Below are 23,277 nucleotides of genomic sequence, written 5' to 3' on the forward strand. Positions count from 1 at the left end.
CATGACCGAAGAGATCCTGGAACCCGAACTGCCGATCATCGACCCGCACCACCATCTGTGGGACCTGCGGCCGATGCTGAGCGTCTTTCCAGAGCCCCACCACCACTTCATCGCCTCGGTTTCGCGCACGCCGTACTACACGTTCAACGAGCTGCACGCCGAGACCAACAGCGGGCACAACGTGATCGGCACCGTGTTCATGGAATGCGGCGCGTTCTACAACGGTGCCTATGGCAATGCGCTGAAGGTTCTGGGCGAGGTTGAGTACGTCAACGGCGTCGCCGCGCAGAGCGCGAGCGGCCTCTATGGCACCCAGCGGCTGTGCGCCGCGATCATCGGCCATGCCGACCTGACCCTGGGCGATGAAGCCCGGCCCGTGCTCGAAAAGCTGATGGCCGCGACGCCCCGCTTCAAGGGTATCCGCCACGCCGCCGCCTGGGATGCCGATCCCGATGTGCTGGGCCCGCCGTTCCACCACCCCGCCGGGCTGTACCGCGATGCGAAGTTCCGGGAAGGCTTCCGCCATCTTGGCGAACTGGGGCTGACGTTCGACGCCTGGCTGCTCGAGCCGCAGCTGGATGACGTGATCGATCTCGCCCGCGCCTTCCCCGGCCAGCCGATCGTGCTGGACCACTGCGGCACGCCGCTGGGCATGGGCAGCTATCACGGCAAGCTGCACGAACGCTTCGACATCTGGCGCGAGAAGATCCGCACCCTGGCGCAGTGCCCCAACGTGTCGATCAAGCTGGGGGGCCTGGCCATGTCGTTCCCCGGCATGCCCGATCACGGGCCGGAAGCCGGGCTTGGTTCCGAAGTGCTGGCGGCCATGTGGCGCCCCTACATCGAAACCTGCATCGAAGCCTTCGGGCCGGAGCGCGCGATGTTCGAAAGCAATTACCCGGTCGACAAGTGGGGGGCGAGCTACCCGGTGCTGTGGAACACGTTCAAGCGGCTGACCCTGGGCGCCAGCGCGGATGAAAAACGCGCGCTCTATGCCGGAACCGCCGCGCGGTTCTATGGCATCGAGGGACTGCCGGGCTGACATGGCGGCGATCCACCTGCCGCGCGCGATCCGCATCGGCGGGGGCGTGCTGGACGAATTGCCGGAAGCGCTGGCCCAGTTCGGCCTGACGCGCCCGCTGATCGTCACCGACGGGTGGATCGCCGGCTCCGGCATCCTTGACCGGGTGCTGGGCGTGCTGGAACGCGCAGGCATTGCCGCGCGCACCTATGCCGAAGCCGTGCCCGACCCCACGGTGGACTGCGTCGAGGCGGCCACCGCCTACTTGCGCGCCGGCCAGCATGACTGCGTTATCGGCTTGGGCGGCGGCAGCCCGATCGACACGGCCAAGATCGTCGCGGTGAAAGCGCTGCGCGACGTGCCGGTCAGCGCGCTGAAAGCCCCGCACCAGGAAGATGCGCCCGCCCTGCCGATCGTGGCTATCCCGACCACCGCCGGGACCGGGAGCGAAGCGACCCGCTTTACCATCATCACCGATACCACCACCGACGAGAAGATGCTCTGCGCCGGGCTGGCCTATCTCCCCACGCTGGCAATCGTCGATTACGAGCTGACGCTGACCAAGCCCGCGCGGCTCACCGCCGATACCGGGATCGACAGCCTGGTCCACGCGGTCGAGGCCTATGTCTCGCAGCGTGCCAATCCGTTTTCCGACGCGGCGGCGCTGTCGGCCATGCGGCTGATCTGGCCGAACCTGCCGATTGCCTGCGCCGATCCCGGCAACCGCCCCGCGCGCGAAGCGCTGATGCTGGGGGCCTTGCAAGGCGGGATCGCCTTTTCCAACAGCTCGGTCGCGCTGGTCCACGGGATGAGCCGCCCGATCGGCGCGCATTTTCACGTTGCCCACGGCCTGTCCAACGCCATGCTGATGCCGCTGGTGACGCAGTGGTCGGCCCCTGCCGCCCTGCCCCGCTATGCCCAGTGCGCCCGCGCGATGGGGCTGGCGAGCGACACGGAAAGCGACCAGGGCGCGGTCGGCCGGCTGGTCGAGGCGCTAGAACGGATCAACGCCGATCTGGCGGTGCCCACCCCGCGCGCCTATGGCATCCCGCGCGAACGCTGGGACGAACTGGTCCCGCTGATGGCCCGCCAGGCGCTCGCCTCAGGCTCGCCCGCCAACAACCCGCGCGTGCCGCAAGCAGCCGAAATCGAAGCGCTGTACCACCAGGCCTGGGGCTGAACCGTTAGACCGGCGCCAGCGGCTCATGCGCCAGCGGCACCGATTCCAGCTCGATCGCGTCGCCGGGGCGGACCGTGCCGTCCTCGATCACCACGGCCATCACCCCGCTCTTGCGGATAACACTGCCATCGCCCGCGCGGTCCAGCAGGGCATCCATCAGCCCCGGCGCCAGCGCGTTGATCAGCTTGCACGGGCTGCGCAGCCCGGTAATCTCGATCAGCGCCTGCGGCCCCATGCGCAGCCGCGTGCCGCGCGACAGGCCCAGCAGGTCGATCCCGCGCGTCGTCACATTCTCGCCCAGTTCGCCGGGGGCCACGGCAAAGCCCTTGCCCGCCAGTTCCTCCAGCAGTTCGCCGTGGATCAGGTGGACCTGGCGCAGGTTGGGCGCCTGCGGATTGCGCTTCTGGTCATAACGGTGCTGGACCAGCCGACCAAAGTGCGCGTCCCCTTCCACCCCGAAGCCGGCGACCAGGCGGATTTCGGCCACTTGCGGCTTGCTGAAGCGATGACCGGCATCGCGCGCGACGGACAGGACGGTTGGCGTCATGCCACCCGGCCTAGCACCACGCGGCGCTGAGACAAATCAGTTTCATTGCGCCACTCGACAAGGCAGGCGGCGCTTCATATGAACCGCTTAACCGACCAATTAAGTAGAGGATTGCCCATGGCCCTGCCCGCCCCGTTCGACCGCCTGCGCCTGCCCGTCATCGCTTCGCCGCTGTTCATCATATCCGGGCCGGAACTGGTGATCGCGCAGTGCAAGGCCGGGATCATCGGCAGCTTCCCCTCGCTCAACGCCCGGCCCTCGGGCGTGCTGGACGAATGGCTGCACCGCATCACCGAGGAACTGGCCGCGCACAACCGCGACAACCCGGACCGCCCCGCCGCGCCGTTCGCCGTCAACCAGATCGTCCACAAGTCGAACAACCGGTTGGACGAGGACATGGAGGTCTGCGCCAAGTGGCAGGTGCCGATGGTGATCACTTCGCTGGGCGCGCGCGAGGACGTGAATCAGGCCGTGCACGCCTGGGGCGGGATCGTGCTGCACGACGTGATCAACGACCGGTTCGCCCGCAAGGCGGTGGAAAAGGGCGCGGACGGGCTGATCCCGGTGGCGGCGGGCGCGGGCGGCCATGCCGGCACGCTTTCACCCTTCGCCCTGATGCAGGAAATCCGTGAATGGTTCACCGGCCTGATCGCACTGTCCGGCTCGATCGCCTGCGGGCGTTCGGTGCTGGCCGCGCAGGCGATGGGCGCCGATTTCGGCTATATCGGTTCGGCCTGGATCGCCACGCAGGAAGCCAACGCGGTGCAAGGCTACAAGGACGCGATCGTCGCCGGCAAGGCCGAGGACATCGTCTATTCCAACCTGTTCACCGGGGTCCACGGCAATTACCTGCGCCCCTCGATCGAAGCCGCCGGGCTTGATCCCGACAACCTCCCCGAAAGCGATCCCAGCAAGATGAACTTCGGTTCGGGCGGCAATACCGATGCCAAGGCTTGGAAGGACATCTGGGGTTCGGGTCAGGGCATCGGCGCGGTCAAGGCGGTCGAAACCGTGGCCCAGCGGGTCGACCGGCTGGAAGCGGAATACAACCAGGCACGCAAGGAACTGGCGGAAAAGGCGCGCATGGCGCTGGCCTGAACGGTCCTAGGCGGCGTCGACAAATTCCGACCTGTCGTTTGGCGCGGCGGACTGGCATTTGCGCCCATCACTCTCCCCCTTGCCGTCTCCCCGGGCTTGACCCGGGGAGACGGGGTAGTCGAGGCGGTGGCAGGGGCCGAACAGCAGACATCGAATTTGTCCACGCCGCCTAGACGTCCTGATCGGGCGCGGTGGCTGGCCACAGCAGGTCGGCCATGGCGTCCAGTTCGGCAAAGTCGAACCGGCTGCCGAGCGGGTCCTTGCGGTTGAGCTTCAATCGGCGCTGCTGCGCCAGCAGGCGGCGGCGCAGCGCGCGTTGCAGCAGTTCAAGCCGCTGGTAGGCATCCATCAGCGCCACTTCAGGCGCGCGGCCGCGCGTGGCCGCCCAGCCAGCCTCGATCTGGCCCACGCGTTCACAGACCATGGCGTTGTAGCTGCGATGCGGGCCGCGATGCAGCGGCAGGCCGATGCGCACCACTGCCTGGTCGTTCGCCGGCAGCAGCAGCCCGTTGCGGCGGAAATCGTCGAACCCCACCCGTTCCAGTCCCAGCGCCTGGAACAGCGCGCCAAAGCAGCGCTGCGAGAGGAGCTGCCGGGGCAACAGGTGGTGGCGTTGCACCCCCGCATCGAACCCCGGCTGGTCGCGCCGGTTGACCGCCCGGAACGACAGCCGCTGGCGCTGCGCATGATCAGCGCCCAGACTGCCGGGGTGCAGCAGGTTCAAACCAGCCCCCCCTTGCGCAGGATCACCCGCAGCTTCTGTTCGGCCAGGATCGGGGCAATCACCAGCGGTTCGCCCGCCGGTCCGGTCAGTTCCACCGGCTGGGTCAACGCGTCGCGCCCGACCAATTCGTTGATCAGCCGCACCGCGATCCGCGCCTGATCAGCCGGGGTATAGCCGGCGGCGGCGGGCAATTGCAGTTCCTGCCCGGTGAAGAAGGCCAGCCCCCGGCTTTCCATCGCGCCCTGCGCCGTGCGGTGCAGGCTGGTCAGCCCCAGAGCCGGGAACGGCCCGCCGGCCAGCCAATCGCCAATCACCTTGCGGAAATAGGCCGGGGCCATCCAGCACTGCGCCGGGTTCCAGCACACCGCCAGCAAGCCGGGCAGCGCGGCCAGTTCCACCGCCAGCGCAGCCACCGCGCGCACCACCGGCAGCATCGCCACCGCATCCGCCAGGTGCGGCCCGGGGTGCAGGCTGATCGCTTCGCCATCGGGCGATTCGCCCAGGCCCAGGATCGCGCCGGACGCGGGGCGTGGTTCGGCCGGTGCGGGCGCCAGTCCCCGGCAATCAATCGCCATGCCGCTGATCAACAGTTCCAGCCAGCCGTGATTGCCCGCAGGCATATGGCTGATCGCAAAGCGCGCCGGCCCTGCTTCTGCACCAGCCGCCAGCGCAGACACAGCGGCGCAATCCGGGCGTTGCCCCTTCGCGAAGATCAGCGAAAGGACAGCCTCGGTCTGTTGCACCGCTTGCACGTCAGCGACGATGGTTCCCCCCATAGCGCTTTGATTAGGAAGGACGCATCTGGCACCAATGAACGCTCCGCGTCGAGTCCCGATCATGACACTGACGCCGTTTTGGACGCAATTGCCGCGCGGGGTCAGAAAACGCCCAGTGCGATCCCTTCGGCCAGGGCCGCGCCCAGCATGGCGCATTCTTCGAGGCGCTCCGCCGGCACCTGCTTGGGGGCGAGAATCGCCTCGGGCGTCTGCGCCGCCAGGTTGACCAGCAGCGGATTGGCCACCCGTTTCAGCCGCCAGCCGGTGACGATCCGGTCAAGCTGGGCCTGCGCGCCGTGGCCATCGCTGCCCGCCGCGATCATCGTCGCATAGGGCCGCCCCTCGACCTGCCCGAGCAGCGGATAGTAACAGCGATCGAACATCTCCTTCATCGCCCCGCTCATCGCACCGAGGTTCTCCGGACAGGCGAACAGATAGCCGCTGGCGGCGAGCAGCGCTTCGGGCGTGACCTCCTCGGCGGCAAGCAGGCGCGCGCGGCCCTGCGCCGCGTCATGCGCCGCGGCGGCCATGGCCCGTGCCGCGCCGGTGCGGCTATGCCAGACGATCGCCAGCACGGGCTCGGTCCTGATGCTCAGCAGCCGGGCTTGAGCACGCCGCGCACCAGTCCGCCCAGCCCGCCCTTGGGCTTGCAGTTCTGCTGCGGCTGGGCCCTCGCGTCGTCATCGTCGCGTTCGCTCATGCCGCTCATGCCGCCCATGTCGCCCATGCCGGGCATGTCCATCCAGGTGGTGGTCGACCGGTGGCGGATCCGCGCGGTCCATTCCAGGTTCCACGCGGCCTTGGGATCGGCCGGGCGCGGCGGGAACGAAAAATCCTCCTGCGGGCCAAACGCGGTCAGCGTGCCCATGCGGAAATCGGGGGCCGCCTTGCGCACTTCGGCCGGGACCAGGCAACTGGTGGTCGCCGGCGGCATGACCGTGCGCTCCTTGACCAGCGTGGCGACCTGCCCGGGCGACAGCCAGTCACCCAGCCCGCCGCCGAACTGGCGGCCCGCGCTGCTGGTCCACATCACCATGTCGCCCATCTTGCCATCCGGGCTCATCCGGCCGCCGAACAGCGTGGCGAGATAGCCGGTCGCCTCCGCCACCGCCCCCCATGAGAGCAGCGCCGCGCCGCTCGCCTGTTCGGCATTTCTGGTGCGCAGCGGGGCCATGAAGTCCTTGGCCAAGGTAAAGGACATTTCCGGCGAATAGTTGCCCGCCACCCGGTGCGGCCCCGGCAGCGAGGTATCGGCCTTGGCGTACTTGCCATCCTCGGCCGGCCAGCGGCCAAAGGTCTTGCTGTTGGTCTGGCTTGGGCCCCAGTCGCGGATCACGGTGCTGCTCCAGATGCCGGCCGGCATCTGCCCGGCGGCGATCTTGGCGAAATCGATCACCACCGGCTGTCCCTTGGGCGCGTGTTCGCCGCAGCCCCAGAAGATCAGCAGGCGCCCGCGCGGCCGCTCACCCGGGAATTCGTCCATCGGCTGCTTTTCCAGCGTGGGCGTGACCAGCGCGACCGATTTGCCCAGCTTCGCACTGGGCGGCATGAAGTGATCCGCCTTCGGCCCGCCCTTGTCGGGCCCGCGCGACGAGCCGAGCCGCAGATACAACTCGTGCTGCACCTTGTTGCCACCGCCGCCGAACATCATGCCCATGCCCCCGCCCATCGCGCCAAAGCCCGACAGGGTGCCCGCGCGCATGTCATAGCGCGCCACCGGGCCGCTGGTCGGCGCGCGCTGCGCCAGCGAGGGCAGCGCGGCAAGTGCGGTGGCGCCCAGCGCGGCGCAAATCACGATGCGAGTGGATTTCTGCATGGCACGACTCCCAATGACAGACCGTCAGCCTGAACCTTAGCGAAAGCCCGGCCGGGAAAGTTGTCAATTGTCGACATCAATTTGCGCAAATCTTTCCTGGCGGGGCGCAATCGGCTAGCCCGGCGGCATGGCATCCTCCTCCGCATCGATCCTGGGCGTCGCCCGTTCGCTTTCCGGCAAGACCTGGCGCTGGCGCGGCGGCAACATGGAACTGGGCGGCGCGGGCGCGGCCTCGCTCGAACATGACCTGGTCACCCAGCTCTTGCTGGCGCGCGGCGTGCCCCGCGACGACATCGAACGCCACCGCAACCCGTCGCTGCGCGCATTCCTGCCCGATCCGTCCGAATTCCGCGACATGGACCTGGCCGCCGAACGGCTGGCCCAGGCCGTGCTGACGCAGGAGCAGGTCACCATCTATGGCGACTATGACGTCGACGGGGCGACCAGCGCGGCGCTGCTGATCCGCCTGCTGCGCGCGCTGGGGCACGAGGCGCGCTATTACATCCCCGACCGCCTGCTCGAAGGCTATGGCCCCTCGGGCGAAGCGCTGGTGCGGCTGGCCGAGCAAGGCTCCAGCCTGATCGTCACGGTCGATTGCGGGGCCATGGCGCACCAGGCGCTGGACATGGCGCGCACCGCCGGGGTCGATGTGGTGGTGGTCGATCACCACAAGTGTTCGCCCGAGCTGCCGCGCGCCCTGGCGCTGGTCAATCCCAACCGGCTGGATGAAGGCGACCTTGCCGCCGCGCACGGGCACCTTGCCGCGGTTGGCGTCGCCTTCCTGCTGGCGGTGGCGACCGTGCGCGCGCTGCGCCAGCGCGGATTTTTCGCCGGCCGGGCCGAACCGGACCTGTTCGCCCTGCTTGACCTGGTGGCGCTGGGCACGGTCGCGGACGTCGCCCAGCTGCACGGCCTCAACCGCGCGCTGGTGGCGCAGGGACTGAAAGTGATGGCCCGGCGCGACAACGTGGGCATGGCCGCGCTGATCGACGCCAGCCGGCTGACCCGCGCCCCGGCGTGCAGCGACCTGGGCTTTGCGCTGGGTCCGCGGATCAACGCCGGGGGCCGCGTCGGCGAATCGACCCTGGGGGTGCGTCTGCTGACCACCGAGGACCCGGACGAGGCGCGCGAGATCGCCGCGCAGCTGTCCCAGCTTAACGAGGAACGCCGCGCGATCGAGGCGATGGTGCAGGAAGCCGCCGAAGCCCAGGTCGATGCCCAGCACAACCGCGCCGTGCTGACCCTGGCAGGCGCGGGCTGGCACCCCGGGGTGATCGGCATCGTCGCCGGGCGGATCAAGGAAAAGACCGGCAAGCCCACCCTGGTCATCGCGCTCGACGCGGACGAACACGGCAACGGCAAGGGTTCGGGCCGCTCGATCAGCGGAGTGGACCTCGGCGCCGCGATTATCGCCGCGCGCGAAGCGGGGCTGCTGGTCGCGGGCGGCGGTCACGCGATGGCCGCCGGGCTGACCGTGGCGCCGGACAAACTCTCCGCGCTGGGTGACTGGCTGGACGAACGGCTGGGCGCCGATGTGACCGCCGCCATGGCCAGCCAGGCCATGCTGCTCGATCTGGCCGTGGCCCCCGGCGGGCTGACCCCGCCGCTGGTCGAAGCGCTGGAAAGCGCCGGCCCCTATGGCATGGGCTGGCCCGGGCCGCGCGTGGCGGTCGGGCCGGTGCGGCTGGTCAAGGCCGACCTGGTCGGCACCGACCACGTCCGCCTGATCGCCCGGGGCGAGGATGGCGCCAGCTTCAAGGCCATCGCTTTCCGCGCCGCCAGCACGGACCTGGGCCAGGCGCTGCTGCACGGTTCGCAAGGGCGCAAGCTGTGGCTGGCCGGCCGCGCGAAGATCGACGACTGGGCCAGCCGCCCCCAGGCCGAACTGCATGTCGACGACGCCGCGTGGATTGATTGAACGGTTTTGCCCGGTGCGCTGATCGCCTTGCGCGATCAGCTTGCAACACCGGCCTGCCCCTTCGGTCATGACTTCGTTTCAAACAAAGTTTGCTTGGGGGGTTGACCCCCATGGAAGCCTCCCTTAATGGCGCACCCCTGCCCACCGCGCAGCTGGTGTGGCCCCTTCGTCTAGCGGTCAGGACGCGGCCCTTTCACGGCTGAAACACGGGTTCGATTCCCGTAGGGGTCACCAACAGGTGCAGGAAGTCTAGGACTTCCCTCGGCTTTGTGTTAAAGCGCGCCTCTCCACTGCGTTTCTGGTACATACTACTAGTACGTAATGGACGACTCACCCCTGCCGCCGAGGGCATAGTATCGGCGGGGTCGGCTCAAATCTGGTGGAGCCGTAACCGGGGTACGCCGCAATGAGCGGAGTACGCGCCCCACACCTTCAACGCCGTGATGGGGTCTATTACCTGCGACTGCGGGTTCCGGACGCATTGCGACCGGTGGTTGGCCAGACGGAGATCGTGAAGTCCCTGCGGACTGCATTGCTCAGGATCGCCCGCCCGAGGTCTGCCCTTCTCACGGCACTGGTGATGGAGGCTTTTGAAATGATCAAAGTTACTGAAATGACGACGGACGACGCCCGCAAACTCGTGCAGGGCTGCTTCGCCCAAGTGATCGCCGAACAGGATGCGCTTGGCGCTTATGTGCCGAAGACCGACCAACCGGAACTGGAATTGCTCGAACAAGCGTGCCTGTCGAATGACCGGATCGTCGAACTGGGGGAGCAGATTGCGGCTTCTACCTTTGACGGTGAAGTTCAGCGCCGGGTCCGGGATTTGCTCACCCGCAACGGATTTGGGCTACACGAGCTAACCGACGCCCGCATCAAGGACATCGCCAATGGCGTGGCGCGGGCGCTGATCGAGCAGCAGCGGCTATTCCAGTTGCGCCTCGAAGACCGGCTTGCGCCCTTTACCCCGTTGGAAAGCCTGTTCCAGACCAGCGCAACGATGGTGACCGCCGGTTCTGCTGGCTTGGCAGCGTTCAAGGGACCGTCGCTTGGCGATGCGGTGCAGAATTATCTGTCCGCCTATCGGGGCGTTTGGAAGCTCAAGACCTTCAAGGCACGGACTTGGCAGCTTGGCTACCTTGTCGAGTTCCTCGGTGCGGAAAGGCCGATTGAAAGCATCAAATCGGATGATATCCGCCGCTACCGGGATGCCATGCTGACGCTTCGCGCCAATCATGGCTTTGAGCCAAGCCAGAGCTTTGCGGCCAAACAGACCGCCAACGCCAATGCCCGCATTCAGCCCAAGACGGCGGAATTGATTTTCCAGCCGATCAAGACCTTCTTCAAATGGGCCGTCTCGACCGAGGGCCTGCTTGAAGCAAATCCTGCGCTCGCGATAAAGGTGGTCGTCAAAAAGGAGAAGGCATTCGTCCGTGTCCGCCGTCCGTTCACCAAGCACGATCTTGAACAGCTTTTCTCTTGCCCGCTGTTCACCGGCTGCAAATCGCCGCATCGGCGCTATGCCCCCGGCGACAAAATCTACCGGGACGCGAAATACTGGTTGCCGGTCCTCGGCTACCTGACCGGCGCAAGGATGGGTGAACTGGTCCAGTTGGCGATTGAAGATATCAAGGTCGAGGACGGTGTGCGGTACATCGACATCAACGAGAAAACGCTGATAGGCGTCGAGGCGAAATCCGTGAAATCGGGCGCGGGTCATCGCCAAGTACCGTTGCATCCCGATCTGATCGAACTTGGCTTCCTCGATTTCGTCGCCAAGCGGGCGAAGCAGGACAAGCCGAACGTGCGGCTGTTCAAGGAAATCCGGTTTGGCGTCGATGGGCAGGCATCGACCGAGTACAGCAAGATTTTCGGTCGATTGATGGATCAGGTCGGCCTCTCTGACCCCCAGCTTGTATTTCACAGTTTCCGGCACACCGCCGAAGACGCCCTGCGCGACGCCGGATGCCAACCTTATGTCATCGACCGCATCATTGGCCACGCCGACAACACGATGGGGGGCAAGTACGGCAAAGGCGTCTCGCTGCCGGTGCTGGCCGAGGCCGTTGCAAAAATGAAACTGCCGGTTCGGCTGACCGAGGTTCTGCCCCGCTAACCCGGTTGTGGACTCGCCCCTGTCCAGCGGCTATACGGGCTATGGTCCAAGCCGCTGGACAGTTGCCCCGCTTCCATCCCGCGCTGGGTGGTTCAATTGCAAAGGGGCAATTGCAAGTGCCGGTCACTTTCCATGAAAAAGCGGAAAAGACTCTAATAAGCCCACCGGCACCGATACCGACACCAGCATCACCGTTGTTCACGGCACAGAAGCTATCCGATGGACGACAGATATGGATATCAGCACCCCAGCCTGACAGGCTGTCATTCGTCATCCCCATAAGCCCGTATGTATATGCTCAATCCATAGAGCACTCTCTATCGGGGCCGGAGTTCCTGTTGGGGTTCGTTGCCCACATGCTCAACCCGCCGTTTCCGGTTGAGGTGGTGGGTCAGTCCAAATACGTTCACGGCTCCACTAAACTTGAAGACTGGCGAGCTAGCCGCCTGACCTTTGGCAAGCGGGAGTCGGTGGTGCACTTCTCCCGTCTCAAGCTCCAGAACGTTGGGTTATCGCTGCGCTTGGAGATGAACCCGCGCAAACTTGGCGAACAGGGCTTCAAGCAACTGGTCAGCCTCATGTCGCCGTGGTTCGACTTGGCCCGGGTTGCCAAGGCTGCGCGGGTGACAGGATTGGACATTGCCGTCGATGTTGTCGGCCTATGGGTGGGCGAGGTCATCGCCCGGCACAAGGATCAGGGCCAGCGGGTCCAGTACCTCGGCACCGATGGTTTGCTCGAAACCGTGTACATCAACCGCAAGCCGCCCCCGTACAAGCCAAAGGTTGATCAATGGGGGGTGCTGAAGCCCAAGGCGCTGTCGCATCCTGCTGGCAAGCCGCTCCTGAAAATCTACGACCGGGTGCGCGAGCGGGAGAAGTACGGCAAGAACCCGCCGTATGGCGATGCCCCGGTAACGCGGATCGAACTGGTTCGGGGGAACTTCAAGAAGCTCCGGCTTGATGGCTTGGCGGACCTCAAGGACCAACTGGCGGACGTGCGGGCAGGATACGGCCCCAGCCAGACCAATGTCATGCCGAGGGCATGGCGCCGGTTCTACGCCATGGTCCGCACTGAGCTTTTGCCTGTCGCCGCCGACGCGCTTGATCTCTCGCCCAAGGTGGCCAAGACCTTCGAGAAGGCGCTCAAGGTGCCGGTGCCGGACTTGGTCGCCCCCAAGACCACCTGGGCGGCATGGGAGGTGGCTTTGCAGTCCTGCGGGCTGCTCGCGCTGGTCCAGCCGGGGAAATAAGCGCGATAGGGCCGGTAAGGCGGATTTCTGCCGATTTGGGCTGTACCGCTGCCCCCTCAGGCGGCACGGTGTACAGATCATACCACCCTACTTTGGAAACACCGGATTGTTTATCGGCTACATTCGCGTTTCAACCGACCGACAAGCACAATCCGGACTTGGCCTTGAGGCCCAGCGCATCGCCATCGAACAATACGCGGCAAGACAGGGCCGGGAGATCATCGAAATCTACGTCGAGGCCGAGACTGGCAAGCTCAAGGACCGGCCCCAGCTAAACGCTGCGCTCGCGCACTGCCGCAGGGCCAGGGCGACCCTGTTGATCGCCAAGCTCGACCGGCTCGCCCGCAACGTCGCGTTTGTTTCGGCATTGATGGAAACCGGCACCGAGTTCGTCGCGGTCGATGCCCCGTTTGCCAACCGGCTGATGATCCATGTGCTGTCCGCCGTGGCGGAGTGGGAAAGGGAGCAGATCAGCGAACGAACCAAGGCAGCACTGGCAGCGGCCAAGGCCCGTGGGGTCAAGCTGGGTACCTACGGCGCTGTGCTGGGGGCCAGGAAGCGGGAAGAGGCCGACCGCTTTGCCGAAACCGTCCGCCCTGCGTTCATTGCGGCCCGCGATGCCGGATGCGTCAGCTTGCGCGAATACGCTGCCCACTTGTCTGCCGCAGGCACACCCACCCCGAACGGCGGCAGGTGGCACGCCAGCAATGTCAGCCTGCTGTTGAAGAGGCTAGGATTGTGAAACGTCAGAGCGATGGGCATCAGTTGGGCCGGAAGTCAGTCGCTTCGATTGCCACTGTCTGGTCATCTGCACAACCAAGCCGACAAGGAAGATTATCGACGCCCACATGCCGAACTGGCTATCAGTGAATGTCCCGGAAAAGTACAAAGCGAGGCGCGTGAATTGCACCCCATAGCAAAGGCCGATAAGCATATCCCAAGGATTAAGTGGGCGTTGCATCGCCGTGAGTTCCGGCCCCATCAGACTAAGTCCTCCCACTGCGTTAGCTGGGCCCTTTTTCGAACCCTGCGATACCATGTCGCCATTCCGAGTCCGAAGAACAAGCCCGCGAACAGGGCTGCTATGCAATCAGCAATCAAGGGCTGTCCGGTATGTCGCCATTGGATCAGGTACATGATCACGCCCCAGACGAAGCTGAAATACGCCCAATATGAAAACAGCACCTGCGTGAACGACTGGTAATAGGGTGGTCGCGGTTGCCAGCCAAACAAACGAGCCGCTCGTACATAAGGCGGCTCGCCATTCCATGCCCAAATGCCTGCACGGCGCATTTCTGCGACTGCCGCTGCGTATCGGTCCTGGTATCTTTCTTCAGGCATGACTCACCCTCCTGCACAGTTGTATATTCAATGGTGAGTGCAGAGCAAAGAGCCTGCCGCGAAAGGCACAGGCTCATGCAGAGGGCTTACGCCCCGATCTCTCGCAGGCCCGGGCGGCAGGATGCTCGTCCTTGCTGGAAATTGCCGATTTCCTGACGGCTCAGGGCCATCAGACCGCTTGGGGTGGTCCATGGTATCCAATGACGGTCCGGCGCGTTCTGGACCGCTTGGGGGCAACTGCTGCCTAGCGGTGCTTGAGGACTGCTTCCAGCACACCATCCAGCCATTTGAGATCATCATCGGTTAATCTCGCCAGCCGCGTGACGATCTTCGTGATCCTTGGGCGGGTCAGCGCGGACTTGGCCGAAAAGAACTCGGCGGGATCGACCTTGAGCGCCGTGGCCAGCTTGTCGATGGTGGCGAAGCTCGCCCCGCTCTTCCCCGCCTCGATCCGCGAAATCATATCGACGCTGAGGTCAGCACATTCCGCAAGCTGATCCTGCGTCATCTGTTGTTGGCGGCGGTGGGCTGAGACCAGACGGCCAAAGCGCTTTCGCAGGTCATGCATCGTGTCATCGGTCATGGCCCATGACTTGACCGCGACCACCGTCGAGGTGGAGTGACGTATAAGGCGGATATCGGAAAAGCGTATTCAGGTTGCAATCAAGTGCAAATAAGGCATTCGGAAATCCGGAACCTAATTCGGGGAAGGATGCAGAATGCAGGGATCGACAGTGAAATCCTTCGGGCGGGCCTATTTGAGCTTCGTCCGTTATGCTGCGGGGAGTGTGGCGGTGGTCATTGGGCTGGGGATGCTGCTCACTCCGGCTCCCATCTATATCAAACCGTTCGGAGTCTGCCTCGCTATCGCCGGGGTGCTCGTGCTGCCAGTGACAGCATCTTGGCTTGGCAAGCGGGCTAGGCAGTTCCAGCCATGGTATGTACCGCTCCTGATGGCGGGCGCGGCATTGTGGGGCGGCTTGGTGTTTTCCGCCATCGCCTACTCGGCATGGGAGAAGGCGCATCCCGAAATCGCCGCCAAGCTCGCGGCGCAGCAGAAGGCCAAGGAGCGGGCGGAAAAGGAGCAAGTCCGGGCCGAGGTGGCACAAAGGGCCAAGCAAGACCAAGCAGCGGCCTTGATCAAACGCGGGGAGCGGCAGCAGGCGTTTAGTGTCATGTGGGGGCAGGTCACGGCCCAGATGGAGCCGTGCGAGAAATCACAGCGCTACCTCGCCAAGCTGCTCGCCCGTCCCGGCACGATGGTGCAGAGCTACCAGATGGCCAGTCAGGGCCAGCAAGTCTGTTACCAGACTTACAACGCCGTTCGGCAGATCACTGCCCCTGCTGTCTTCTCTGAAAAGGCGTCAAAGCTGGCAACCGAGGGGCTGGCTGGATGCGCCGAAGCTATGCTCGCCCGCATGACCTACCTCGACATTGCCGGAAAGGTGATCGACGGCGACCGCCGTCCATCGAAGCTAGCCGAGGCGCAGGCGCAAATTCAGGCGGCGGACCTCGCCACCCTGCAATGCGTGGCCAAGCTGACCGAGGCGGGGCTGGCTGATGGGCTGAAACTCGAAAAACGCTGAGATTTCTGCGGATTTCGGATGCTTCCAGCTCAAACAAGTGAAAGTCCTCCATTGGGAATAACCCTCTGGAGGACGAAATGCTTTTCTCGATTGGCTACAGCGACAGAACCCTGCCGCAATTCCTTTATGAACTGGAACGGCGGGGCATAACCCAGATAATCGATGTGCGATCCAGCCCATGGAGCCGGAACGTCCCGTTCAACGCCAAGCAGATCACCCAGTGGTCGGAGCGGGCAGGCATCCTTTATCGGCAAGAGGGGAAGGACCTCGGTGGGCGGGCCGAAATCACGCTCGACCATCCCGACTATCTCGCCGCATTGGAGCGGATACTGGATGCAGCCTGCCGAGAACGGGTCGCAGTCATGTGCGCAGAGGGCCGACCCGAGGACTGCCACAGGACCAGCGACATTGCCGCCAGCCTGCTCGCCCGGTTCGGTATTGTCACCCGGAGCATCTGCCGGGACGGCTCGGACGAGGACGTGACCGACACCCTCCAGCGGGTTCCGGCGGGGCGGATTGATCCCCTGATCCGGGACTTGCTGGAACGCCAGCCCAGCCTGTTCTGAGGGCAAAATCCGGTCGAAATCCGAAAACTTTTAGTCGAAAAAACTCATATGGTTAAGTTGCTGAGCCAACTCGTGAAATCGGGGCCGCAAGTTACAAATCATGTTGGAAAACGACCCCCGCCGTGAAGCCATTTCCGGGGCTTGATCCAACCGCTCCAATCCCTTCGATTACACCGTCTATTTGCCGATCCAAGCCCCTCCCAGCGCGAACCCGGGGCCACTCCTACCTCACTTACCCATCGGGACGGGAGGCTGGCCAGAAATCGCCCAGCCCCCCGCATGGCATTGCTCATTTCGGCTTGGCGATGACCACCGTTGGCTTATGGCCCGCCAGCACGGTTGCCGCGAACTGCTGTACGTCGCTTGCGGTAACGCTTCGGATGCCCTGAGCCTCGCTCATTAACGCAGCGCGGGAGCGCGGTTCGCGCCAAAGCGTGGGCAAGTTGGCAATCCACCACTGATTGTTCTCGCGGCTCTTGGCCTGTGCTTCGAGCAAAGGCTGCGCGGCCCGCTTGAGTTCGTCGGCACTGACTGGCTTCTTCGCCAGTTCCGCAAGCTGCGCGTCAAGCAGACTGGCGAACGCTGTGAAGTTGGCGGGCGGGGTTTCGAGCGAGACCCTGAAATAGCCCATGCCCGGAAGCTGGATTGAGGAGACTGACGAGGCTCGCGGCGAATAGGTGATCCCGAGCTTCTCGCGCACCGTCTCCACCATCCGCGCTTCGATGATTGCGGCGGTCACATCGGCGACGTAGCTCTGCTTTGGGTTGGCATAATAGTCAGGCAGCGCCCAGATTGCGCCATAAATCGCCTGATCTGCGCGCCCGCCGTGGGTGGCAATGTATGGCTCGGCTCTGCCAGTGGGCATGGCGAGCTTGATCGCGGGCGATGCTGGCCGGGAAAGCGCGGGACCGGTGGCAAAGGTCATCTGCATCGCCGCGATGGCGGTGGGCACGTCGATATCGCCAACGATGGTCACATCGGCAGGCCCAGCGAGTTCCGCCCGCATGAGCTTGGGAAGGTCCTGCGGGGTAGTTGCTACGATATCCGCCGCGGTGGGCACATCGTCGAACCGGGTATCGCCGCCGCCGAACAGCCGCTGGGCCTCGCGCTCGAACACCGCGCCAGCATTGGCATCGACCTGTCCCGACACCATCGGACCGATGGCGGTGAGCTTGTCGCCAAGCTCGGGGCGGAACCCCGGATCACGGGCATAGCCTGCGAGCAGCTGCATCTGACTCACGAAGTCGTTGGGGCGCGTGGTAGCGACAAGGTTGAATGACCGGCTCCCGGCTTGCACCTGCGCGTTGACCACCTTGCCGCCGCCTTGTGCCCAGCGCTGGATATCGGTCAGCGTCAGCTTGCCGGTCCCGCCGAGCGGCATCAGTTCAGCGGCCCACAGGGCGTGGACCAGTTCGGGCGCGGCCCCGGCCCGGCCATTGCCGAGGGCAACGTCGATATAGATCTTGTCCTTTTCGAACGGCGTCGGCTTGACCCTCAGGCGGCTGCCATTGGCAAAGGTGACGACCGTCGCGCCAAAGTCCTTGTCGGCGACCTGCGAGATCACTTTGCCCGGCGCTCCGAAATCGGAATAGGGCCAGATGACCGCAACTTCCGCTGCGCGCTGGGCGAGCGGCTTGGCGTAGCTCTCGGTCAGCCGGGCTTCGAGGACGGCGGTTCCGACCGCGCTCGTCTGGGTCGAACGAAACAGGATGGGGCCCTGACCCGTAAAGGCAGATCGGAGCCCTTGGCTCACGTCGTCCATCGTCAAGGACCCCAGCACGGCCTTGACGAGCGCAAGGTTTTGGTCGGGACTGGTGAATAGTTGATCCTGATCCACCGTGTTGAGCAAGCCGTTCGCAAGGTCCTCGCTCTTGCGTGTCGCTGCTCCCTGAGCGGCAGCCTCGTACATCGTCAGGACCTGCGTTGCAGCGCGCTGCAATTCTTCCGGACTTATCGGCCCGGCGAGCACCTGACGCTGTTCCTCGGCGATGGCGGTGAGCGCCACGCTCCACTTGTCCGGCGCTGCCGCTATGCCGATCTGCGTGATCGAGGCTGAGTTCATCAGATCGGGTATGGCAAGGGCCTGTCCGCCGACGAACGGACTGCCGGGCTTGGCGGCGCGTTCGGCAATGCGGTTGTTAAGCACGGTCATGCCGACCAGCTGGATGATCTGCTCCCGGTCTACGGCTTCGGTCTCAGCGCGGTGATCCACCGGGCGGACCCAGCTGAGCGTCAGCACATCGGGCGCACCGGGCGCAGCAAACTCGCTGGCCTTGGCATTCGGCGTAGGGCTGCCGAAATCCACCTGCACCGCCTTCCCGGCAGGCTTCCAATCGGAGAATTGTGCCTTGATCTGGGCCTCGACCTTGGCGGGATCGATGTTGCCGACCACGATCAGCGTGGCGTTGTCGGGCCGATAGTTGGCGGCATAGTAGGCACGCAACCGGTCTGGCGTGGCGGCCTTGATTGTCTCGACTGTGCCAATCGGCCAACGTTGCACCGCCCGCGTTCCGGCCAGTGCCGTACCCAGGTTGGCTTTGGCCATCCGGTAGGGCGGCACGTCACGCACGCGTTCTTCGGAGAGCACGACGCCCTTTTCGGCGTCAACCGCTGCCGGGGCCAGTGTCAGGCGCTCGCCGATCTCGCGGAACAGCGAGAAGCCAGTATCGAGCGCGGTCTGGTCGGCCTTGGGGAAGTTGAACATATAGACCGTCTGGTCCTGCGCGGTGAACGCGTTGGTGTCGGGACCGAACCTCAGGCCCTGCCGTTCGAGCATGTGAACGACTTCGCCATCCGCCAGGTTCTTGCTCCCTCGGAACGCCATGTGCTCAAGGAAGTGGGCAAGGCCCTGCTGGTCGTCGCTCTCCGCGATCGAACCCGAGCCGATCCTGAGCCGCATCGCAATACCATCGCTGGGCGTTGTGTTGCGCATGATCGCATAGCGCAGGCCATTAGGGAGCGTCCCGAACACCACCGCCGGATCGGCCTTGCGGGCGGTGTAGTCCTGTGCCCAGCGCCCCTCCTGCTTGAGCGGCACGTCATCGGCAAGCGCCGGAACGGCCAGCAGGGCAAGTGTGATCAGGCTGACTTTGATGCGGAGTTTCATCGTGTGCTTCCCTTCTATGCCGGTTGCTCCTGGCTGAGCGCCAGTTGCTGTTGTTCGATCAATGCTTTCAAATCGTGGAGTTTGCCGCCCGCCATCACAAGCACGCGGCTCGCTTGGGCAATGGTTTCCTGCCGGTGGGCAATGATGATGCGGGTGATCCCCATTGCGGCAATGGCAGCATTGACCGCCTGCTCATGTTGAACGTCGAGGTGTGCGGTGCCTTCATCCAACACCAGTACCTTGGGCTGGCGGTAAAGCGCCCGGGCCAGCAGCACCCGCTGCTTCTGCCCGCCGGACAGGGTCGATCCCATGTCGCCGACCAGTGTCTCGTACTGCATCGGCATGCCCGCGATATCGGCGTGGATCGCGGCGGCAACGGCAGCGGCGACCACCCGCTCCATATCGAGGTCATCGTCGAACAGGGCGATATTGTCGGCGAGGCTACCGGCGAACAGGCTGTCCTCTTGCAGCACCGCCGCGATCTGGCTGTGGAAGCTCTTGTAGCCGAACCGGGCAAGCGGCAGACCGTCGATCAGCACGTCACCGGCTTCCGGTTCGACCAGTCCTAGCAGCAGCTTGACCAGCGTGGACTTGCCGCCGCCCGATGGGCCGGTGATGGCGACATGCTCGCCCGGCTCGATTGTCAGATTAGCCCCGTCCAGCACCAGTGGATCGCTCGGGGAGTAACGGTAGAATACGTCCCTGAGTTCGATCCGGCCCTTGAGTTCGGTCGCGAAATCGGCGTTGTCGCCGAAACTCTTGTCCTCGTCGGACAGCGCGATATCCGAGAGGCGCTCAAGGTGAAGCCCCAGCATCTTGAAGGCGATGCCCTGATCGATCAGCGCTGCCGCCTTCTGCATGAACTGCGTCTTGTAAGAGAGGTAAGCGAAGACCATGCCAACGCTGAACCCTGCGCCATTGATCACGTAGCCGATCGCCAGCCACACGGTGACGATGTTTTCGAGGCCGAAGATCAGGGTGTTGGCGGCGCTCTGCCAGATATGGATACGCGCAAAGCGCACGTCGGCATTGACGGCATCGGTGAGCTTGGTCTGCCACAGGGCATGACGCAGGGTCTCGCGTCCGAACAGGCGCAGCGTGGTCATGCCCCGCAGGGTCTCGATAAGGGTGGTCTGCTCCTTGCCGTGGGTGATGATCGAGGCTTCCTGCGCCTCGCGCTCGAAGCTGAACGAGACCAGTCGGACCACGGCGTAGAGTGCGAAGGCGATGATCGCGACCAGCGCCAATTGCGGGCTATACCAGAGCATCAGCGCCAGCGTCAGGATGGCGAGTGCGCCATCGACCAGCGCGCCGACCGCGCCTTGGGTCAGCAGGTTCTGGATCGGACCGATGGACTGGAACCGCGAGAGAATATCGCCGGTGTGCCGCTTTTCAAACCAGTCGATGGGCAGGCGGAACAAGCGCCGGGCGATATTCGCGGCGAGGCCGTAGCTGATGCTGGTCCCGGCCACGAGCAGCACGAACGAGCGCAGCAGGGTCGCACCTGCATTGATCACAGTAAACAGCCCGAACCCCAGCGCCAACACGGTCAACAGGTCATGATCGAGCGCGGGCAGCGCCTGATCGATGGCAAGCTGCATGTAGTAGGGCGAAGCCAGCACGAAGGCTTGCAGCACCAGCGTCAGCACCAGCACCTGCAACAGGGCGCGCTTGATACCGGTCATCCGCTGCCACAACTGCGACAATCGCAGGTGCTCGCGTTGCTGACCGGTCTGGAAATCGTTGCTGGGCCGCAATTCCAGTGCGACGCCGGTAAAATGATCCGAGACCTCGGCCATCGGCATCCATGTCGAGCGGCCATCGGGGTTATGGATCAGGGCCTTATCGCCCTTGACGCGTTCGAGTACCACGTAGTGGTTCATGTCCCAGTGCAGCACGGCGGGCAGATGGAGGCCCGGTAGGCTTTCGAGCGGCAGTTTGACCGCACGCGGCGTCAGGCCGATCCGGTCGGCCAGGCCGATCAGCGTTTTGAGCGCTGCCCCCCGCAGGCTTGGCGCGAAGCGGCGGCGCATCGTACCAAGATCGATATCGAGGCCATGGAAATTAGCGACCATGGTCAGCGAGGCAAGGCCGCACTCGGCAATCTCGGTCTGGCGCACGAGCCGGACCCGCGAACGGGTTAGGAAACCAAGGTCGAGCATTGCGCTAGCGGTTCCGCACTGCGAATAACGGCTCGAACAGCCATTGCAGGAGTGACTGCTTCTCGGTGACGATCCGCGCCGTTAGGCTCATGCCAGAGACCAGCGGCTCGGCTCGACCATAGGCGCGGATTGCGCTTTGCTTGAGAGCGACTGTCACCGGATAAACCGCAACCGTAGTCCCGTTCGGTCCCTGCGCATTGATAGCGCTGCTGGCGACGGTCTGGACGGTGCCGGTGACGGTGCCAAACCGTTGATAAGGGAAAGCATCGATGGCGAGGCGCACTTCCTGACCCGGTCTTACGAAGCCAATAGCGGCGCTGGGGACGGCGAGTTCGGCGCGCAGCTTTGCGCCCGTCGGGACGATGGCCATCAACTGGCCCTGGGGACTGGCGGGTTGGCCTACCCGAGCCGTTAGCGCCGTTACCCGCCCGGCAATCGGAGCGCGCAGCACGTAAGATCGCGATCCCGCAGTACTGGCGGCTTGTTGGGCGACTTGTGCCCGGGTAGCGGCTAAGCTGGCCGTCTGGGCACGGGCCTGCGCGGATATCTGGACGGCAGAGCGTTCGTTCTCGGCAAGTGCAGCGCGTTTGGCAGCAAAGGCTTGCTCAAGTTGTGCCAAACCCTGCTGCCGGGAAAGCAAGGTTTCTTCGCGCACCTGTAAATCTCGCCCGCTGATAAACCCGCGATCCGCAACCGAGCGGGCGCGGTCCAGGTCCTTCTGTGCGGACGCGATCAATGCGCGCTGCGTCCCGATCTGTGCTTCAAGCTGGGCAATCTCTGCAATGAGACCGGAACGCTGCGCTGCAAGTTGACTGGCTTGGGCTTGCGCCGAGGCCAGCGATGCGTTGGACTGAGCGGCGAGACTGGCGTCCTGCTGGGCGATGGCCGCTTGAACAAGTGAAGCAGGGGATTGTAGGGCTGCGCCGTCTTCTTCGGCGCGGATGGCGGCGAGTTCGGTTCCGGCGGGAACCAACTGGCCGTCGTGCACTGCCAAGGAGGCGATGACGCCAAACCGACTCGGAACTATAGCTGAAATCCCTGTGTCGGGAGTGATCGTTCCGGTGGCAGTTTCAACACGGGAATAGGTCGCGAGTGACAAGAACAGCAAAGCAGCCGTAACACCACCGGCTATCAAAAGACTAACGCTCTGCCACGCGACGGGCACCGCTATAGCGACATCGCCGAATGCCCCCTCATGATGGCCTGCCAGTAGCTCCTTGCGAAACAAGGAAAATCATCCCTTTTCAGCGTAATTATGAAGGTCTTCTAAACGATAAAGCATATATCCGGAGAACACCAAAGTCATGGTCAAGCCAGCCGCTGATAGCGGACTAGAAAAACTTCCATTCACGAACAATATATCAATAAAGGTCGCACCATATCCGAGGGTTCCCACAAAAAACTTCCAACAAATTTTTTTGGAGATTTTAACTTCTATGCTCCTCTTCGGAAGAAAGGCAGAAACTTTATTCTGCTTCCCTAGAAATAATGCGCACGGAACCAATGCAAATGATGAAGTTAGGAAAGTGCATGCCACTATTAATTCAGTATTTCCTGAACTAAAATATTGTAAAAAATCTGTGAAAATAAGTATCGATATCAAAATCGAAAAAGCCCCTGCTATCCAGTATATATCAAGAAGCCGATCAAATATATTAAACTTTTTTTGGCTCATAGCAAAAAAAACGGACTTATATCCATCGCCATTTTTCAGGAAAAAGGAATTGTAATATATAGTGTCGTCCATTTTAAATACACACATATATGATCCTTAACGGGTGCTCGCCGCAACTTTACGACGAGCACCACTGCCTACGGCCATGAATGTCAGGGCATATTCAATCCTTGGGCGGCCCAGATGCCGCCAAAAGCTAGAGAAATACCCCCGACTGCGACCAGCGACCAACCGCCAGTAGCTACGGCCAACGCGCCCGCACCAATTAGCAGCTAGCGTCCGCGCTCGTGGTGTAATTTCCGGTGTATGTGACGGTGTATTCCGGGGTGGGGCATGCCCCACCCCGGAATGCGGCGTCGCTGGTGGCCACCGGGCTCATCGTTATGGTGGAGTTT

Annotated in this window: 20 protein-coding genes and 1 tRNA gene; 10 read left to right on the top strand and 11 right to left on the bottom strand. The window is 63.8% G+C overall.

Translation table 11 applies throughout. The features are described from left to right. Nucleotide 1: 1 nt before the first annotated feature. Together ACE3N9_RS14110 and ACE3N9_RS14115 are read left to right on the top strand one after the other, a co-directional pair. Complete coding sequence (locus ACE3N9_RS14110; protein ID WP_374284656.1) at nucleotides 2–1,042, top strand: amidohydrolase; 1,041 nt, start codon at nucleotides 2–4, stop codon at nucleotides 1,040–1,042. Between the two features lies 1 nt (nucleotide 1,043). Then, complete coding sequence (locus tag ACE3N9_RS14115; RefSeq protein ID WP_374284658.1) at nucleotides 1,044–2,201, top strand: iron-containing alcohol dehydrogenase; 1,158 nt, start codon at nucleotides 1,044–1,046, stop codon at nucleotides 2,199–2,201. 4 nt (nucleotides 2,202–2,205) lie between these two features. Here the strand turns inward: ACE3N9_RS14115 and ACE3N9_RS14120 are convergent, their stop codons facing one another. After that, on the bottom strand, nucleotides 2,206–2,748 hold the full coding sequence (locus ACE3N9_RS14120) for an MOSC domain-containing protein (protein ID WP_374284660.1): 543 nt from the start codon (nucleotides 2,746–2,748) through the stop codon (nucleotides 2,206–2,208). Between the two features lie 117 nt (nucleotides 2,749–2,865). Here ACE3N9_RS14120 and ACE3N9_RS14125 point away from each other — a divergent pair, with 117 nt between their 5' ends. Beyond that, the gene (locus ACE3N9_RS14125; protein ID WP_374284663.1) at nucleotides 2,866–3,846 is read left to right on the top strand and encodes an NAD(P)H-dependent flavin oxidoreductase; all 981 of its coding nucleotides are present in this window, start codon (nucleotides 2,866–2,868) and stop codon (nucleotides 3,844–3,846) included. 169 nt (nucleotides 3,847–4,015) lie between these two features. On the opposite strand, the gene ACE3N9_RS14130 is transcribed toward ACE3N9_RS14125, so the two are convergent. The 4 genes from ACE3N9_RS14130 to ACE3N9_RS14145 all read right to left on the bottom strand — a co-directional run bounded on the left by ACE3N9_RS14130 (nucleotide 4,016) and on the right by ACE3N9_RS14145 (nucleotide 7,162). Next, nucleotides 4,016–4,570: an AHH domain-containing protein gene (locus ACE3N9_RS14130; protein WP_374284665.1), complete on the bottom strand. Its 555-nt coding sequence runs from the start codon at nucleotides 4,568–4,570 to the stop codon at nucleotides 4,016–4,018. Then, nucleotides 4,567–5,190: a hypothetical protein gene (locus ACE3N9_RS14135; protein WP_374284666.1), complete on the bottom strand. Its 624-nt coding sequence runs from the start codon at nucleotides 5,188–5,190 to the stop codon at nucleotides 4,567–4,569. Before ACE3N9_RS14135 ends, ACE3N9_RS14130 begins: the two co-directional genes overlap by 4 nt. A 257-nt stretch (nucleotides 5,191–5,447) precedes the next feature. Continuing rightward, nucleotides 5,448–5,876 (bottom strand): flavodoxin family protein, encoded by a 429-nt coding sequence (locus ACE3N9_RS14140; RefSeq protein ID WP_374284696.1) that lies wholly within the window; start codon nucleotides 5,874–5,876, stop codon nucleotides 5,448–5,450. A 62-nt stretch (nucleotides 5,877–5,938) separates the two neighbouring features. Beyond that, nucleotides 5,939–7,162, bottom strand: a complete 1,224-nt coding sequence (locus tag ACE3N9_RS14145; RefSeq protein ID WP_374284669.1) for a hypothetical protein — start codon at nucleotides 7,160–7,162, stop codon at nucleotides 5,939–5,941. 127 nt (nucleotides 7,163–7,289) lie between these two features. Here ACE3N9_RS14145 and recJ point away from each other — a divergent pair, with 127 nt between their 5' ends. The 5 genes from recJ (at nucleotide 7,290) to ACE3N9_RS14170 (ending at nucleotide 13,188) form a co-directional block, all read left to right on the top strand. Further along, a complete protein-coding gene (recJ, locus tag ACE3N9_RS14150) occupies nucleotides 7,290–9,080 on the top strand; it encodes a single-stranded-DNA-specific exonuclease RecJ (protein ID WP_374284672.1) in 1,791 nt (596 codons plus the stop codon). A gap of 159 nt (nucleotides 9,081–9,239) precedes the next feature. Further along, nucleotides 9,240–9,314: transfer RNA gene (locus ACE3N9_RS14155), tRNA-Glu, on the top strand. Between the two features lie 172 nt (nucleotides 9,315–9,486). Beyond that, complete coding sequence (locus tag ACE3N9_RS14160) at nucleotides 9,487–11,196, top strand: DUF6538 domain-containing protein (RefSeq protein ID WP_374284674.1); 1,710 nt, start codon at nucleotides 9,487–9,489, stop codon at nucleotides 11,194–11,196. 338 nt (nucleotides 11,197–11,534) lie between these two features. Beyond that, complete coding sequence (locus ACE3N9_RS14165; RefSeq protein WP_374284676.1) at nucleotides 11,535–12,446, top strand: hypothetical protein; 912 nt, start codon at nucleotides 11,535–11,537, stop codon at nucleotides 12,444–12,446. A 106-nt stretch (nucleotides 12,447–12,552) separates the two neighbouring features. Next, a complete protein-coding gene (locus ACE3N9_RS14170; RefSeq protein WP_374284678.1) occupies nucleotides 12,553–13,188 on the top strand; it encodes a recombinase family protein in 636 nt (211 codons plus the stop codon). A 239-nt stretch (nucleotides 13,189–13,427) separates the two neighbouring features. Here ACE3N9_RS14170 and ACE3N9_RS14175 read toward each other — a convergent pair whose 3' ends face one another. Together ACE3N9_RS14175 and ACE3N9_RS14180 are read right to left on the bottom strand one after the other, a co-directional pair. Next, the gene (locus tag ACE3N9_RS14175) at nucleotides 13,428–13,787 is read right to left on the bottom strand and encodes a DUF6404 family protein (RefSeq protein WP_374284680.1); all 360 of its coding nucleotides are present in this window, start codon (nucleotides 13,785–13,787) and stop codon (nucleotides 13,428–13,430) included. 244 nt (nucleotides 13,788–14,031) lie between these two features. Next, the gene (locus ACE3N9_RS14180; RefSeq protein WP_374284682.1) at nucleotides 14,032–14,370 is read right to left on the bottom strand and encodes a helix-turn-helix domain-containing protein; all 339 of its coding nucleotides are present in this window, start codon (nucleotides 14,368–14,370) and stop codon (nucleotides 14,032–14,034) included. 136 nt (nucleotides 14,371–14,506) lie between these two features. Between ACE3N9_RS14180 and ACE3N9_RS14185 the strand changes: the two genes are divergently transcribed. Both ACE3N9_RS14185 and ACE3N9_RS14190 read left to right on the top strand, forming a co-directional pair. Then, complete coding sequence (locus tag ACE3N9_RS14185; RefSeq protein WP_374284683.1) at nucleotides 14,507–15,373, top strand: hypothetical protein; 867 nt, start codon at nucleotides 14,507–14,509, stop codon at nucleotides 15,371–15,373. A 77-nt stretch (nucleotides 15,374–15,450) separates the two neighbouring features. Further along, complete coding sequence (locus ACE3N9_RS14190; protein ID WP_374284685.1) at nucleotides 15,451–15,939, top strand: DUF488 family protein; 489 nt, start codon at nucleotides 15,451–15,453, stop codon at nucleotides 15,937–15,939. Nucleotides 15,940–16,228: 289 nt separating this feature from the next. Here the strand turns inward: ACE3N9_RS14190 and ACE3N9_RS14195 are convergent, their stop codons facing one another. Genes ACE3N9_RS14195 through ACE3N9_RS14210 form a run of 4 tightly spaced genes read right to left on the bottom strand, consistent with a single transcriptional unit; the run spans nucleotide 16,229 to nucleotide 22,969 of the window. Beyond that, nucleotides 16,229–19,045, bottom strand: a complete 2,817-nt coding sequence (locus ACE3N9_RS14195; RefSeq protein WP_374284687.1) for a M16 family metallopeptidase — start codon at nucleotides 19,043–19,045, stop codon at nucleotides 16,229–16,231. Between the two features lie 14 nt (nucleotides 19,046–19,059). Continuing rightward, complete coding sequence (locus tag ACE3N9_RS14200; protein WP_374284689.1) at nucleotides 19,060–21,207, bottom strand: peptidase domain-containing ABC transporter; 2,148 nt, start codon at nucleotides 21,205–21,207, stop codon at nucleotides 19,060–19,062. A gap of 4 nt (nucleotides 21,208–21,211) precedes the next feature. Then, nucleotides 21,212–22,435 (bottom strand): HlyD family efflux transporter periplasmic adaptor subunit, encoded by a 1,224-nt coding sequence (locus tag ACE3N9_RS14205; protein WP_374284690.1) that lies wholly within the window; start codon nucleotides 22,433–22,435, stop codon nucleotides 21,212–21,214. A 6-nt stretch (nucleotides 22,436–22,441) separates the two neighbouring features. Further along, the gene (locus tag ACE3N9_RS14210) at nucleotides 22,442–22,969 is read right to left on the bottom strand and encodes a hypothetical protein (protein ID WP_374284692.1); all 528 of its coding nucleotides are present in this window, start codon (nucleotides 22,967–22,969) and stop codon (nucleotides 22,442–22,444) included. Between the last annotated feature and the right edge of the window lie 308 nt (nucleotides 22,970–23,277).

Source organism: Novosphingobium sp. (assembly GCF_041905565.1).
Taxonomy (GTDB): domain Bacteria; phylum Pseudomonadota; class Alphaproteobacteria; order Sphingomonadales; family Sphingomonadaceae; genus Novosphingobium.